Source organism: Pseudomonadota bacterium (genome assembly GCA_018823285.1).
In the GTDB taxonomy this organism is placed as follows: Bacteria; Desulfobacterota; Desulfobulbia; order Desulfobulbales; family JAGXFP01; genus JAHJIQ01.
Window position 1 is genome coordinate 1 of record JAHJIQ010000006.1, and the last position, 13,918, is coordinate 13,918.

The window sequence follows — 13,918 nt, forward strand, 5'->3', positions numbered from 1 at the left end:
GATATTGGTCGCGTGATCGGCTATTCTTTCCAGATGCCGACCGGCGGTGACCGCCTGCAGGACAAAGTTGATGTGGTCCGGATGCTCCGCAAGGACCTCGGTCGCCTTTCCGTACATCTGCCGGGTGTATTCGTCAACCAGATCATCCATTTTTCTGGATTCGGATCATGCCCGGATTAAATAAATCACAACTTTCCGAGTTTGGCCAATCTCCCGATAAAGCTTAAGTTGAGCAGCTTGCCTGCTCGTACCGATTAGTTAAGTTAAGCAGCGTGCCTGCTTATACGAAACTTATGCCCTTGGGCGAAAGCGAATTTGTGAGACATCGAGACTTATGCCCCTGGGCGAAAGCGAGTCTGCGAGACATCGAGACTTACACTCAAGGGGGTACTGAAGTGAATACCCGAAGGGTGAAAAAATCAGTCATTCTGGCTTCTGGCTTCTGAATTCTCATCTTGGAATATCACTACGACTCTGAACCATTTTATAACAGCAAATCAACACTCCCCCCACCCGGAAAGTCTTTCCGCAACCCTCCTTTCGCTCCCAATATGCTGTCTTAAACAGATAGGCAAACTTTAGGCGAAGATCCGGTTTCTTACCCGAATCGGCCGGTGATATAGTCTTCCGTCTCTTCTTTTTCCGGGTTCGTGAACAGTTTCTTGGTAGGTCCGTATTCTACCAGCTCGCCAAGGTACATATAAGCAGTCAGATCAGAAATTCGTGCTGCCTGCTGCATATTATGGGTCACAATGATGATCGTGAATTCTCCCCGCAGCTCCGATATCAGTTCTTCAATTCGTGAGGTTGAGAGGGGGTCGAGAGCTGAGCAGGGCTCATCCATCAGAATGATCTCCGGATTTACCGCGATGGCCCGGGCTATGCACAACCGCTGCATCTGACCGCCCGACAGCCCCATGGCAGAAACATGCAGTCTGTCCTTCACCTCTTCCCAGAGAGCGGCCCGCTTCAGGCTTCTCTCCACGGTGTCGTCGAGGATAAATTTGCTGGACACCCCGGCAATCCGAAGACCGTAAATAACATTTTCATAAATGGATTTGGGGAACGGGTTCCACTTCTGGAATACCATTCCGACCTTACGGCGAAGCTCTATTACATCATAAGTCGGATCATTGACGTTTTCTCCGTCAATATGGATCTTCCCTTCAATACGGATCGTATCAACCAGATCATTCATCCGGTTAATGCAGCGGATAAATGTAGATTTCCCACATCCTGACGGCCCGATTAAAGCTGTAACCTGTGATTTCGGAATATCAAAAGTAACATTTTTCAATGCCCGGGTGTCGCCGTAGTGCAGGCTGAGATTTTCAACCGCAACCTGAGGGTCTTTCACCTGGATAATCGCTTCGTTTGTTTGACCCATACCTGCCCTCAAAATTTATACATCTACCACCGAATAGCGAGCGCGCATCTTATTGCGAAGATAGATCGCCAGGCTCGTCATAAGGACTACGATCAAGATCAATAATAATGTTGTTACATAAACCATCGGTTTCGCGGCTTCGACGTTGGGTGACTGGAAGCCGATATCATAAATATGGAAACCAAGATGCATGAATTTCCGGTCCAGATGAAGAAACGGGAAATGACTGTCGAGCGGGAGTGCCGGAGCAAGCTTCACCACACCGGTGATCATCAGCGGAGCAACTTCGCCGGCCGCTCTCGCCATCGCCAGAATAAAACCTGTCAGGATGCCGGGTGATGCCATCGGGAGAAGGAGCATGGTCAATGTTTGAAACTTGGTCGCCGCCAAGGCCTGAGAGCCTTCACGGATTCCGGGCGGGATCGCGCCCAGGGCCTCTTCCGTTGCCACAATCACAACCGGCACGGTAAGCAGCCCCAAAGTCAGACTGGCCCAGAAAATACCGCCCGTACCAAAAGTCGGAATCGGGAGTCGCTCCGGGAAGAAAAAGAGATCGATCTGACTGCCGATACCGTAGACGAAGAACCCGAGGCCGAAGATTCCGTATACGATCGAGGGGATGCCGGCAAGATTGTTTACCGCAATGCGAACCGTTCTTACAAAAAACCCATCTCGAGCATATTCACGCAGATAGATTCCTCCGACCACACCAAGAGGGAACGAGAAAATACTCATTAAAAAAATGAGCATGATCGTGCCGAAAATTGCCGGGAAAAGACCTCCTTCGGTATTTGATTCCCTTGGTTCATCGAAAAAAAGCTCCCGGAGTCTTTGTCCATAATATAAAAGCTTTTCCAGAGCGGTCATCTTGTTTGGCTGATAAAACCGGACGATATCGTTGATCGAAATCTCTTTTTCCCGACCGCCGGCATCTGTAAATACCGCCTTATATGAGCTGAGCTCCGCCTGCTTTTCGTTTAAGGTCTCGACAATATCCGTAAAATTGTCCTTGAGATATTCCACCTCGAGTTTCAATTCCTGCGCCCGTTCGCTTTCCCCAAGACCGCTATGCTCCATTTTCTTGAGCAGAATCCCGGTCCGCTCGACTTCATAATTGAGCTCCACTATCCGGTCATTGAGTTCGGAAACATTCTTCCGCAAGGGCGAAACCGCCTCTATGGCATCAGCAAGAATATTCCCTGATTTTTTGGCGGGCGATACCTTGAGAAGTCTCTGATCCAGAAATTTCAGATATCCGTAAAAATCCCCATATTCCTGACGTTCCAGCACGTAGACCTCCAGGGGATAGGTGATCGGCCCCATATCCCTTTCGTCTATCCACCTGAAATCAAGCCCGTAAAGATCACGATTGCCGATCTTGAACTGGAAACGCTTCTGCTCGGAACCATGGATGGTCTCTGTTCCGGTAATCTCACCGATAACCTTCAGGCCACTGCCCAGTCTGCACTCAACCAAATCAGCCGGCCAGAAAGCGGCTACACCTTTACCGATAACTGCATAGAGCATTACAAACATCAGCAGGATAATCAGGGACAATGACAAGCCCGTCCCCCAGACATACGGCTCCCCCTGTCGCCAGAACTTGCTTTTCATTCCAACCCCTTAATATCTGACATACTTTTTCCGTAGCCGTTCACGAATTATTTCCGCTCCGGTATTCAAGATAAAGGTCAGAACAAAAAGAAGCGTTGCGCAAAGAAAAAGCACCCGGTAAAGGGTGCCGGCTACCGGGGCTTCAGGGATCTCTACGGCGATGTTGGCCGAGAGTGTGCGCATCCCGGTAAATATTGACCAGTCGAGAATAGGAGTATTGCCGGTTGCCATCAGGACGATCATTGTTTCACCAACGGCCCGGCCAAAACCGATCATGATCGCGGCGAAGATACCCGGACTGGCCGAGGGCAAAACCACCCTCCAGATCGTCTGCCACCTGCTCGCGCTCAACGCGAGGGACGCGGCGGTCAGGCTGTGCGGAATATTTGATATTGCATCTTCGGTCATCGAGAAGATGACCGGGATCACCGCAATCCCAAGACCAAAAGCAATAATGAGGCAGTTGCGCTGATCATATCTCATTCCGACATCATTATAGAGCCAGAGCTTGAAATTGCCGCCAAACAGCACGGACTCCATCATCGGCGCAACCCCTATGGAAATCGCAGTCGCCAGAATGATGATCGGCATCAGGAGTAGGAACTCATAGCCCATACACCGATTCTGAAAGTATGAGTTTTTATATAATGGCTGGAGGACGATCATGAAAACAAGATAGAGCAGGGGCACCATGACCAGGCAGATCAGAACCGCCAGGATAGATCGTTCGACAATTGGCGCGAGCCAGAGAGCAATAAGGAATCCGATGACAACGGAAGGAATGGAAGCCATGATCTCAATAATCGGTTTGATACTTTTTTTAAAGGCCGGGGTGGTGAACTGGCTCGTATAGACCGCCCCGAAAATTGATAACGGAATGGCGAACAGCATCGCATAGAATGTCCCCTTGATTGTTCCGAACAGGAGAGGAACAACGCTGAATTTCGGTTCGAAATCATCGTTTCCCGAAGATGACTGCCAGACATACTCCGGGTTCTGATAACTCTCATACCAGACTTTGCCGAACAGCGCCTTCAGGTTAATTTCAGGATGCGGGTTATCAATGTTCCAAACCTTCAGCAGGTTATTTTTATCAAGGGTGATCAGTCCGTTCCCTCTACCCGCAAAACCAAAAAGAAGAGTGTTCCCTTCGAGCCGGATAAGCGCATTCTCGCTGGTCATATGGTCGAAATGAATAATCCCCTGGTCCGAAAGGGAGACAAGAGATTTCGTTCTCCTCGACGGCGTGAGATGAATAACCGCCCCGTCATGCGACCTCAGGATATGCGTCTTGCGTAACTTCCTGACCATTTGCTCGCCACCCGTCCAGACATGACTGAATGTCGAGAGGTTGCCATCCATGTCACCTACGGCAATGGACAGTTCACCGAAAACCATAGCCATGCTCGAGATGTCCGCGCCTGCAGATTCTACGTCCACTTCGTCTGTTTTGACCGCTTGACTGTTGTCGGCTAGGTCCCAACGGGCCAAACTCCCCTGATCAGTCCCCGCGTAGAGCACCATTCCCTGGTCATCAAGGACGAAGGTGGTGATTGCCCCCTTGATCTGTTCGTCGATCAGAAAGGTATATTCTTCAGAGGTTTCGTTATCAAACAGATCGGTAACTTTCACCAGATGATCGACCCGGATTCTCCCGTCTTTCAGAAGGGCCGCGGTGGTTAACCGCTCCTCGTCCGACCTCCGGCTTGCTACCCGGATCGGCTCAGATTGGTAATCCCTGGGAGTGAGTTCATCCAGTACCGTAACCAAAGGTTCTATTGAACGTTTCCCTGCCCCATCGAAGAGTGGCCGGTAATCCACCCTGACAACCGATATCGCGTGGTCTTCCCAGAGCAGCGTGTAGATTGAGTTTCGATAAAAATCAAACCCTTTGACCCTGCTTCCTTCCCGCATTGGAAAGGTGATTAAATTGCTCCCGTCCTTGATGTTATAAAATGTAAAGTCTCCGTTCTCCCCAAGAACATAGGCCACTTCCTGATAATCACCGATCCCGATTGCGATCGGCGTCCCCGCGGAATCAGGTATTTTAAAAGCCCCAATCTCCCTTGCCTGCGCCGGCATGAAAAGCGGGAAAGCAACTTTTACGATCAGCACAAGTATTGCGATCACGCTGGCGATGATGACCATCCCGCCGACCTTGATTACCCCGGTCGCAATCCGGTCCTTACGCCTCACCTTGCGGATGAATTGTTTATCGATTTTATACATGGATGTTCAATTTCTTGATTGCCAACCCGATCAAACTTTCGGCTCATTAAAGGAAAAGCATGCCCCTTCAGCCAGGCATACAGATGTTGAAACCCTGCGCCGATTAACCTTCCATCAGTTTGGCAAGTTCTTTGCTGACGGTTTCCGAAGGGAGAGGGAGGTACCCGTCTTTAACGACGATTTCCTGACCGGTTCGGGAAAGGATAAATTTCAAAAATTCCTTTTGGAGAAGGGGCAGAGGTTGATTAGGCTCCTTGGCCACATAGATATAAAGGGTCCGGGCCAGAGGGTATTTCCCTGACAGAACGTTCTTGTAATTCGGCTCATAGACCTGGCCGCCCATTTTTTTCCCTAGAGAAATGGCTTTGACCCCCGAGGTCCTGTATCCTATCCCTGAATATCCGATACCGGCCCTGTCCTCGGTAACGCCCATCACAACCGATGCTGAACCGGGCTGTTCTTTGACGATGTTTTTGTAGTCTCCCTTGAAGAGCGCTCTCTCCTTAAAATAACCATAGGTGCCGGATGCGGAATTCCGCCCATACAGGCTGATTGGCATACTGCCCCATTCGTCGCCCAGTCCTACCTGCCCCCAGGTTAGATAATCCCGGGCAATCCCCCCCTTATGGGTCTTGGAAAATATGGCGTCAATCTCCTGCAGACTCAGGCCTTCAATGGGATTGTCCTTGTTCACGAACACCGCAAGGGCGTCCAGGGCCACTCCGATGCGGGTCGCCTTGTAGCCGTATTTTTTTTCAAATGCGTCATCTTCTTTTCGTTTCATCGCCCGGGACATGGGACCAAGCTGGGCCGTACCGCTGATCAGGGCGGGAGGGGCCGTGGACGAACCCTTTCCTTCAATCTGGATTCGCACATTCGGGTATTCTTTACGGAAGGATTCGGCCCAGTAGGTCATGAGGTTATTCAGGGTATCAGACCCAATGCTGTCCAGATTCCCCGACACCCCGCTGACTTTTACATATTCCGGGATACCGGTATCAATTTCAATACTTGAAGCGTGGGCAGTGCTGTAAGCAATCAATAAACAAACGAAAAGATACCCTGTCCCAAATACTTTTGCGCCGAAACGGCCTCCATTTATCATAATCTGTCTCCAGTTTTCTCAGTTACTCGGGCACCGCTCATCAACAGCACGATCCTCTTCATTCCCGGAGTACAATCACCCGCATGAGAAAGTTGCCTGAACCGTCACCGGCTTGAATTCATACACCTTGAACTGATACAACTGTCTCCACCTCTGTTCGGCACACCAACGGCATATGCCATGGGTGGCCATGGAGATTTGTTCCTCTTTACCATCAATGACAAAATCATTATTGCAACTGACGCAGACACTTTTCATCTCGGGTCCTCCTTTCAAAAGAATGATCTGAATAACTTGCATCACAATTTAGGAGAGCACTGTTCATTTTCTGTTACATATTGATTAAAAATCGAACAAGAACCCTCCTTCACCCCGACACCGGAATTCCGATCCGGTTAGTCTTCTGATTCAGTTCACAAGGCGATGAATTCTGCCTGCAACACAAAGAAAATCTAACCGAATAATAACATATTTTTAACCCATTCCTAATTATGCCTATGTATTTGTTTATACATATCTTTTTTATATTGAATTATGGGTTCGGCGCTGATTTAATAAACCAGTTTTGTGAGCGATTGCTGATCGGCTGCACTGTCGGTTTTCCAATGAAAATGATGAGGTGACGAAATGGGTTCCAGGGAGATGATCTTCGAAAAGTTATTAGACCTTGAAGAGGTCGGCAAATTACTGCACAAACTTGCCGACACCATCGAAGGAAAGCCGGACATTGACATATCTTCCTACGACATTGATCTCGAAGACTTTAAAAAGATTAAAATCCAGCTTAAAAAGAGCGGCCCTCAGCTGCAGGTCAAGGTCAAGATCAAATCCAGGGAAACCCTGGTCGGTGATAACGAGGATGTCGTTGCTCCGGTGAAATACAAGACGATCAAAAAACAGATGAAAACCACCTTCAGCGCCATGAAAAGCAGTATTGAAAACAATGAAATTCCTCATCGGTACACAGTTGAGAGATTCCTGGATCAAGCAAAAACGATGATCTCTTTTACCAATCAAGGGTACGGAGACGAATATTATGAAGAGTTTATGAAATTGTGCTGTGAACTCAAAAATAATCATGACACCGGCAATCTTGAACTCTTTGTCACCACCTTGCATGCAATCGAATCCCGGAAAACCCTCTGCCATGACAAGTATGACTGAAGGTACACCTCTGAAATCCTCATATCATTGAAAGCTGCACTGTAAACGGTGAGATTGCATGAAACTGGTAAAACCAAAATCCGGTCGGGAACAGACCGACGCGATAAAACACCTTGCGGGTGAGGTTTCCGAAAAGGACACGGAGCGATTCTTCCAGGTGACTTCGACGGAACTGTCTGACCGGCAGAAGAACAATATCACAACTCCCAAAGCAACCTATCCCCGGCAGAGAGCCATCATGGCAGTGCACTGGCACCCTGAATTCGTGCCGCTTGATCTTGTCTCCAGACGAATCTCGGCGCTCTACCCTAATATTGAGGAGCAGTTGATTATCCCAACCCAGCACAACCAGATTATGGCGTATGGTGATTACAGCGGAGTGGAGGTTGACTGTTATTCAAAAGGGTTCGAACGGAAGGTCCAACTGCTGCTTCATTTTGAGAACAAGAAAGTTGAACACGCGAGCGTACTGAAATCACTCCTCACCTACACCTTCCGGTACCGTTCATCCCAGCTCTTTGAGTTCATCCATACCATAACATCCCCGGTTGAAGAAAGACTCGAACAGGCCGCAACGACCACCGGCGCCTCACCGGAAATCATTTCTTTCATCCGGACCGTGGTCGGCAAGGTCGAAAAGCTTCTCAAAAAACATCAGGACGACCTTGAGCCCGCCTCATTGAAAAACAAACTTCTCCGGAATTATGTCGATACCTACCGAAGCGAATTCGGGCACGATTTCATCAATCGGGCGCAGAATTTCCTCCAGGCCGTCAAAATGACAGTCAAGGAAAACTTCCCTCTCACGTATTTCTATCGGACATCCGAGGTCATTGAAGAGGCCCGCTCCCTCGGCGCCGGCATAGTCATCCCCCATCCGGAACAGTTCTGGCCGATCCTTCTGGCAGACTACGATGTTGACGGCTACGAAGTCTGGAACCCCCAGTCGAGCGAATACACCGATTTTCTGATTTCGGTAGTGACCAGACGCAACAAACAGCCCGGTCTGTCACACAAAAAACTTCTCATTTTCATGGGTGATGACACCCATATGGGCGAGGTGCTGAAGGACGCTTCCGAGCAGGACCCCGCCAAGGCTTCACGGGAGATCGGTTTTCAACCCCTTTGGGAGGATCCGGAAATTCGCAAGAAACTGATTAAAGCAGACATGCAGCGACCCCGGATTATCAAGGAATACAAGGCGCGGCTTGCTTGAAATTTACTACCCAGGAAATGGAGGAAAAGATGTCTGACAAACAGGATTTTATTTTCGAATCGCTCCAGGATACCCAAACCATTAAAGGATATCTCGAATCCATCCTCGAAGGTCTGGAGAAGGGGAAAATTATCCTTCGATCCAACGGTGAGGAGATCTGCCTGGAACCTGCAAATCTGGTCAAGCTCGGGATCAAAGCGAGGAAAAAAGGCACTACCCGAAAACTCACCATGAAGCTGTCGTGGAAAGAAGAAAAAGGGGTGACCATCTCCTCGATCAAGCAACTCGATATCGTAAACTGAGCCCCCCTCCATGTCGACTGTTGTTTTTGAAAACATTCATGAAAATCTGCGGTTTATGATTCACGAAACCGTGAATCTTCTCAGCGCATCGTTGCGGCTGTTCACCTCATCCAATCCCAACGATTTCGAGAAAATATTTTCAAAAGACGACTACATCGATAACCTTAAAAACCTGATTGAAACCGAGTGTTTCAGCAACTTTATCAGCGAAAAAGCCTTGACCAAAAGGGACCTCAACGACATCAGGGCCCTGCAGACCATTGCAGTCAATCTTGAGCGGATCGCCGACCAGAGTGTCAATATTACCAAACAGCTCGGCTATCTCGAAAACCCTGATTTCATCAACAGGTTCAACTACACCCAAATGTTCGGTACGGTCCTCGAAGGCCTGGAATCGGTCATGCCGATATACGAAAAGCGTGATCTTCAGGGGGCGCTGGACATCTGCAAGCGGGAACCGCTGACCGACAGGCTCTACAAGCAGAATTTCGACAAGATCATGGAAATGTTTGCCGACGACCACCCGAACAAGGATCTGGTCACCACACTTTTTATCTTCCGCTACCTTGAACGGATCGGTGACCTGATTCTGAATATCGGAGAAGCTCTGATTCTTGCCATCGTCGGGGAGAAGATCAAGATCCATCAGTTCCTGTCAATGCAGAGCAATCTTGAGCAGCTGGGATTCGACGGTTCAGCCTCGGACATTGATTTCCAGTCAATCCTTGGAAGTCGCTCAGGATGCAGGATAAGTCGGCTGGGACAGGGCAAACGGGAGGTGTCAAAAACCAAGGAGAGCATCTTCAAGGAAGGGAACACCCATAAGATCCGTACTGAAAAAGAGAGTCTGGAAACCTGGAACACTCTTTTCCCAGGCCTTGCCCCCCGGGTCTTCAGTTACCAGGAGGGTGAAAGCACCACCTCGATGCTCGTAGAATTCATCCATGGCTGTCCCTTCGATGAGATTCTCCTGAACGGTGAAGATGAGAGCCTGAATAATGCCCTTTTCGTTTTGATGGAAACGAGCAGGGAGGTCTGGCTGTCGACCAGAAAAGAGGAGCCGATAGCCACCGATTATATGAAGCAGCTCCAGGAAAGATTCGCGCATATCCGGCAGGTCCATCCGGAATTTTACCGTGGTGAACAGGACATTGGTTTCACCAAGGTCCTCGATACCGGCAGCCTGCTGCAACGTTGCCGGGAGATTGAAAAAGAGCTGCCGGCGCCATTCAGTGTCCGTATCCATGGCGATTTCAATGTGAACAATCTTGTTTTCGACCCCGAAGAACAGATGATCCATTATATCGATCTCTACCGGTCCAGACAGGCGGATTACATTCAGGACATCTCGGTGTTTCTCGTGTCGAACTTCAGGATCCCGATATACGAGAAAATACTTCGCGACCGACTCAATCAGATCATCAAGGACTTCTATGTCAACGCCACCCTTGTCGCCGCTGAATGGCATGACAGCACCTTTGATGCGCGTCTCACCCTTGCCCTGGCCAGATCGTTTTACACCTCAACCCGTTTTGAACACAATAAAGTTTTTGCCGAAGAGATGTACCTCCGGGCACATTTTCTTCTCGACAAGCTGTTGCTGTTCGCCAATCTGGGCCGGCCGTGGCAGGAATTCAGAATGAACACAACGGTCCTTTATTACTGATATATACAGGAAATTCATGAAAATAGGTGTCATTGGAACAAAGGGCGGGTGGTCCTCGGAAACCCTTGCGGACACAGCGGGTGCCGTTACCGGCGAGAGACTGCTCATCGAAATGGATAAGACGGTCCTTGACCTTGATGCGGGCAAAGTCTGGTTCAATGACCAGGACCTCACCGCTTTTGATGCGCTGATCATCAAGAAGATCGGGGCAAAATACTCCCCGGACCTGCTGGACCGTCTTGAGATACTCCGTTTTCTCTCCGGCAAGGGGGTTAAAATATTCTCATCACCGACCAGGATCATGCGGGTCCTGGACAGATTGAGCTGCACGGTCACCCTGCGGCTCAGCGGTATTCCGATGCCTCCCACCACCATCACCGAGAACGTGGATATGGCCCAGCGGACGCTTGAAATGTATAAGGAGGCGGTGTTCAAACCCCTGTATTCCACAAAAGCACGCGGGATGATGGTATTGAAGGCGGACAAGAAGTCACGGGAATTGATCACCCGATACAAGGAAGAAAACAGGATCATTTACATCCAGAAGAAGATTGACCTGGGAGATCGTGATCTCGGGGTGGTTTTCCTCGGCGGCAGATATCTTACAACCTATGCAAGATGCAATCAGGGAAACTCATGGAATACGACCACGGTTTCCGGAGGCAAATACGAAAGGCACGAACCTGCCCCTGAAACAATCGCCCTTGCGAAAAAGGCCCAGGACCTGTTCGGTCTCGACTTTACCTGTGTCGACGTCGTCGAAACAGCAAAGGGGCCGATTGTTTTTGAAGTGTCCGCGTTCGGCGGTTTCCGGGGGATCGTGAATACCAGCGATCTGGACCCGGCCGGATTATTCGTTGAATATGTCACCAACAAGCTGTCAGAGGAGAACAGGCCATGAACGCCGATTGCCTGGGTCTGATTGACCGGATCAGAAAGAATCATCCCACGAACGGCTCGCTCTTTCTCCAGTTCGAGGAATGCCGGATCGAAGTGCGAAGCAATTCTGCGGAACTTCGGCAGGAGCTTGCCCATTATTTTGCCGGTTTTGTTACCGGGAATCATTCCCCGGATATCGTGATCACAGTACATCAAGCAGCCCCTCCCGATCTTCGCCTCTCCTTTAACACCAAGGAGCCGGATCCGGGAAAAAGCAGGAGCAAGGAAGAATACTGTGACCTTCCAGACGGCAGAATCGTCCGCAAGCGGCTCACCGGAATGGTATTCATTTTCAGCCGCACCAGCCATCTTGCCATAGGTCCCTGCCTCAGCAATGCCAACCAGGTAATCAACTTCGTCAACAACCGCTTTATTGCCTGGAAACTGAACAGAGGATACTTTCTCGGCCATGCCGCTGGAGTCCTCTACCACAGTCGGGGGCTGGCCCTGGCCGGTTTTTCCGGCATGGGCAAATCAACCCTGGCCTTACACATGGTCAGCAGGGGAGCAACCTTCATCAGCAACGACAGGCTTATGGCAATCAGACAGGGCGACGGGCTGCAGATGACCGGCGTGGCCAAACTGCCGCGGATTAATCCCGGCACCGCCCTGAACAATCCTCACCTGGACAAGGTAATTCCCGAGGCGGACAAGGAAAAATTCCGCAGCTTATCAGGCGACTCCCTCTGGGAGCTGGAGCATAAATATGATGTCTTCCTGGACCAATGTTTCGGGCCGGACAGATTTAAACTCTGCGGGCCGATGGACGCCCTCTTCATCCTCAACTGGCAGCGGCAGGACCTGCCGGTACGGATCAATCAGGTGGACCTGGCCCGGCGCCGTGATCTGGTCCCTGCTTTCATGAAAGCGACCGGACTCTTTTTCATCCATGATGCATCGAGATCACCCGAAGATCCCGGCATCGATGAGTACATTGAACTGCTTGGCCACTGCCCGGTTTTCGAGATCAGCGGCGGCATTGACTTCAACACGGCGGCAGATGCAGGTCTGCGATATATGAAATGCGGAACCATATAAAAGACCAGCTTGTTCGGCTATCTCCAGACGAGGTCTTTCCATGCGTGTAAGAATATCAAGAAATGTATTAATTCCGAACGCCATCAAACTGGAACGCTTCAGGAAGAGCCCCGAACTCGGCCCAAAAATTCTTTTTTTCAGCGGGGGGACCGCCCTCAGGGGATTAAGCCGAAAACTCATTCTCTACACCGGTAATTCCATCCACATTATTACCGCATTCGATTCCGGCGGCAGTTCCGCAAAACTCCGCGAGGCCTTTCATATGCCCGCGGTTGGTGACGTCCGGGCAAGGCTTATGGATCTTGCCGACCAGAGTCATCAGGGCAACCCGGAAGTGTACGAGCTTTTCAACTACCGACTCCCGAAGAACATTGATCAGCGGGAACTGGCAAACGAACTTGATTATATCGTCAAGGGCAGACACCGCCTGATCCGGGTAATCCCTGATCCGATGCGCAAGATAATCCGCAACCATCTCTTTCGGTTCCAGCAGGCAATGCCTGAGGAATTCGATCTGGCCGGCGCCAGTATCGGCAACCTCATCCTGACCGCGGGATACCTGGAAAATCGCCGGCATCTCGATCCGGTTATTTATATCTTCTCGCAACTGGTCTGGGTCCGCGGCACCGTACGCCCCATCGCCAACAAGTATCTACACCTCGCCGCCGAACTCGAAGACGGCTCGCTGATCGTAGGCCAGCATCTGATGACCGGCAAGGAAACCGCGCCCCTGACCACCAGGATCAAACGGATATTCCTCACCAATAATCATGAGAATCCGGCGCCGTATCTTCTGAAACTGCGGAAAAAGGTAAAAAAACTCATCAGCGAAGCGGAGTTGATCTGCTACCCGATGGGAAGTTTTTTCTCCAGCATCCTGGTAAACCTTGAAGTCAACGGAGTTTGCACCGCAATTGCAACCACGGATGCGCCAAAAATATATGTCCCGAATACCGACGCCGACCCTGAATGTATCGGGTATACCCTGATGGACCAGGTCGAGGCAATTATGGAGTGCGGTCGAAGGGAAAACATGGAGATAACGCCCGACCAACTGATCACCTTTGTGCTGGTCGATCGGAAAAACGGGAAATATCCAGGGAGTATTGATGCCGATTATTTTGCCCTCCTCGGGATCGAGCTTATCGATTGTGCCCTGATTAGTCCCGGAAGCGAACCACTGATCGATGACAACCTGCTGTTACCGGTTCTGTTATCACTGTGCTGACATCTTTCACCTAAAAAACAAACATGAGGA

At 50.1% G+C, this 13,918-nt stretch carries 13 protein-coding genes; 7 read left to right on the forward strand and 6 right to left on the reverse strand.

Annotation, left to right across the window (positions count from 1 at the left end):
• From KKG35_01650 to KKG35_01675, 6 genes are all read right to left on the reverse strand, one after another.
• Positions 1 to 150, reverse strand: a 150-nt coding sequence (locus KKG35_01650; GenBank protein ID MBU1736821.1) for a phosphate transport system regulatory protein PhoU, incomplete at its 3' end; no start/stop codon positions are given.
• Positions 151 to 598: 448 nt separating this feature from the next.
• A complete protein-coding gene (locus tag KKG35_01655; GenBank protein ID MBU1736822.1) occupies positions 599 to 1,387 on the reverse strand; it encodes a phosphate ABC transporter ATP-binding protein in 789 nt (262 codons plus the stop codon).
• A gap of 15 nt (positions 1,388 to 1,402) precedes the next feature.
• A complete protein-coding gene (gene pstA / locus KKG35_01660; protein ID MBU1736823.1) occupies positions 1,403 to 3,001 on the reverse strand; it encodes a phosphate ABC transporter permease PstA in 1,599 nt (532 codons plus the stop codon).
• 9 nt (positions 3,002 to 3,010) lie between these two features.
• Positions 3,011 to 5,230, reverse strand: a complete 2,220-nt coding sequence (locus tag KKG35_01665; protein ID MBU1736824.1) for an ABC transporter permease subunit — start codon at positions 5,228 to 5,230, stop codon at positions 3,011 to 3,013.
• Positions 5,231 to 5,333: 103 nt separating this feature from the next.
• Entirely contained in the window at positions 5,334 to 6,335 is a 1,002-nt protein-coding gene (locus tag KKG35_01670; protein MBU1736825.1) for a phosphate ABC transporter substrate-binding protein, read from the reverse strand.
• A 75-nt stretch (positions 6,336 to 6,410) separates the two neighbouring features.
• Entirely contained in the window at positions 6,411 to 6,593 is a 183-nt protein-coding gene (locus KKG35_01675; GenBank protein MBU1736826.1) for a hypothetical protein, read from the reverse strand.
• 369 nt (positions 6,594 to 6,962) lie between these two features.
• On the opposite strand from KKG35_01675, the gene KKG35_01680 reads away from it, so the two are divergent.
• The 7 genes from KKG35_01680 to KKG35_01710 are packed head-to-tail and all read left to right on the forward strand — an operon-like array spanning position 6,963 to position 13,888.
• Positions 6,963 to 7,499, forward strand: a complete 537-nt coding sequence (locus KKG35_01680) for a GAK system XXXCH domain-containing protein (protein MBU1736827.1) — start codon at positions 6,963 to 6,965, stop codon at positions 7,497 to 7,499.
• A gap of 58 nt (positions 7,500 to 7,557) precedes the next feature.
• Positions 7,558 to 8,715: a hypothetical protein gene (locus KKG35_01685; GenBank protein ID MBU1736828.1), complete on the forward strand. Its 1,158-nt coding sequence runs from the start codon at positions 7,558 to 7,560 to the stop codon at positions 8,713 to 8,715.
• 29 nt (positions 8,716 to 8,744) lie between these two features.
• The gene (locus tag KKG35_01690; protein MBU1736829.1) at positions 8,745 to 9,017 is read left to right on the forward strand and encodes an amphi-Trp domain-containing protein; all 273 of its coding nucleotides are present in this window, start codon (positions 8,745 to 8,747) and stop codon (positions 9,015 to 9,017) included.
• A gap of 55 nt (positions 9,018 to 9,072) precedes the next feature.
• Positions 9,073 to 10,683, forward strand: coding sequence for a phosphotransferase (locus KKG35_01695; GenBank protein ID MBU1736830.1), 1,611 nt, complete (start codon positions 9,073 to 9,075; stop codon positions 10,681 to 10,683).
• A 16-nt stretch (positions 10,684 to 10,699) separates the two neighbouring features.
• Positions 10,700 to 11,584, forward strand: a complete 885-nt coding sequence (locus KKG35_01700; protein MBU1736831.1) for a GAK system ATP-grasp enzyme — start codon at positions 10,700 to 10,702, stop codon at positions 11,582 to 11,584.
• Positions 11,581 to 12,660 (forward strand): HprK-related kinase B, encoded by a 1,080-nt coding sequence (locus KKG35_01705; protein ID MBU1736832.1) that lies wholly within the window; start codon positions 11,581 to 11,583, stop codon positions 12,658 to 12,660. The genes KKG35_01700 and KKG35_01705 overlap by 4 nt, the downstream gene beginning before the upstream one ends.
• Positions 12,661 to 12,700: 40 nt before the next feature.
• Positions 12,701 to 13,888, forward strand: a complete 1,188-nt coding sequence (locus KKG35_01710) for a GAK system CofD-like protein (GenBank protein MBU1736833.1) — start codon at positions 12,701 to 12,703, stop codon at positions 13,886 to 13,888.
• Positions 13,889 to 13,918 lie beyond the last annotated feature (30 nt).

What these genes read in the sequence shown, in the direction of transcription:
- KKG35_01655 (MBU1736822.1), bottom strand. Translation starts at nt 1,387, where the DNA reads ATGGGTCAAACAAACGAAGCGATTATCCAGGTGAAAGACCCTCAGGTT.
- pstA (MBU1736823.1), bottom strand. Translation starts at nt 3,001, where the DNA reads ATGAAAAGCAAGTTCTGGCGACAGGGGGAGCCGTATGTCTGGGGGACG.
- KKG35_01665 (MBU1736824.1), bottom strand. Translation starts at nt 5,230, where the DNA reads ATGTATAAAATCGATAAACAATTCATCCGCAAGGTGAGGCGTAAGGAC.
- KKG35_01670 (MBU1736825.1), bottom strand. Translation starts at nt 6,335, where the DNA reads ATGATAAATGGAGGCCGTTTCGGCGCAAAAGTATTTGGGACAGGGTAT.
- KKG35_01675 (MBU1736826.1), bottom strand. Translation starts at nt 6,593, where the DNA reads ATGAAAAGTGTCTGCGTCAGTTGCAATAATGATTTTGTCATTGATGGT.
- KKG35_01680 (MBU1736827.1), top strand. Translation starts at nt 6,963, where the DNA reads ATGGGTTCCAGGGAGATGATCTTCGAAAAGTTATTAGACCTTGAAGAG.
- KKG35_01685 (MBU1736828.1), top strand. Translation starts at nt 7,558, where the DNA reads ATGAAACTGGTAAAACCAAAATCCGGTCGGGAACAGACCGACGCGATA.
- KKG35_01690 (MBU1736829.1), top strand. Translation starts at nt 8,745, where the DNA reads ATGTCTGACAAACAGGATTTTATTTTCGAATCGCTCCAGGATACCCAA.
- KKG35_01695 (MBU1736830.1), top strand. Translation starts at nt 9,073, where the DNA reads ATGATTCACGAAACCGTGAATCTTCTCAGCGCATCGTTGCGGCTGTTC.
- KKG35_01700 (MBU1736831.1), top strand. Translation starts at nt 10,700, where the DNA reads ATGAAAATAGGTGTCATTGGAACAAAGGGCGGGTGGTCCTCGGAAACC.
- KKG35_01705 (MBU1736832.1), top strand. Translation starts at nt 11,581, where the DNA reads ATGAACGCCGATTGCCTGGGTCTGATTGACCGGATCAGAAAGAATCAT.
- KKG35_01710 (MBU1736833.1), top strand. Translation starts at nt 12,701, where the DNA reads ATGCGTGTAAGAATATCAAGAAATGTATTAATTCCGAACGCCATCAAA.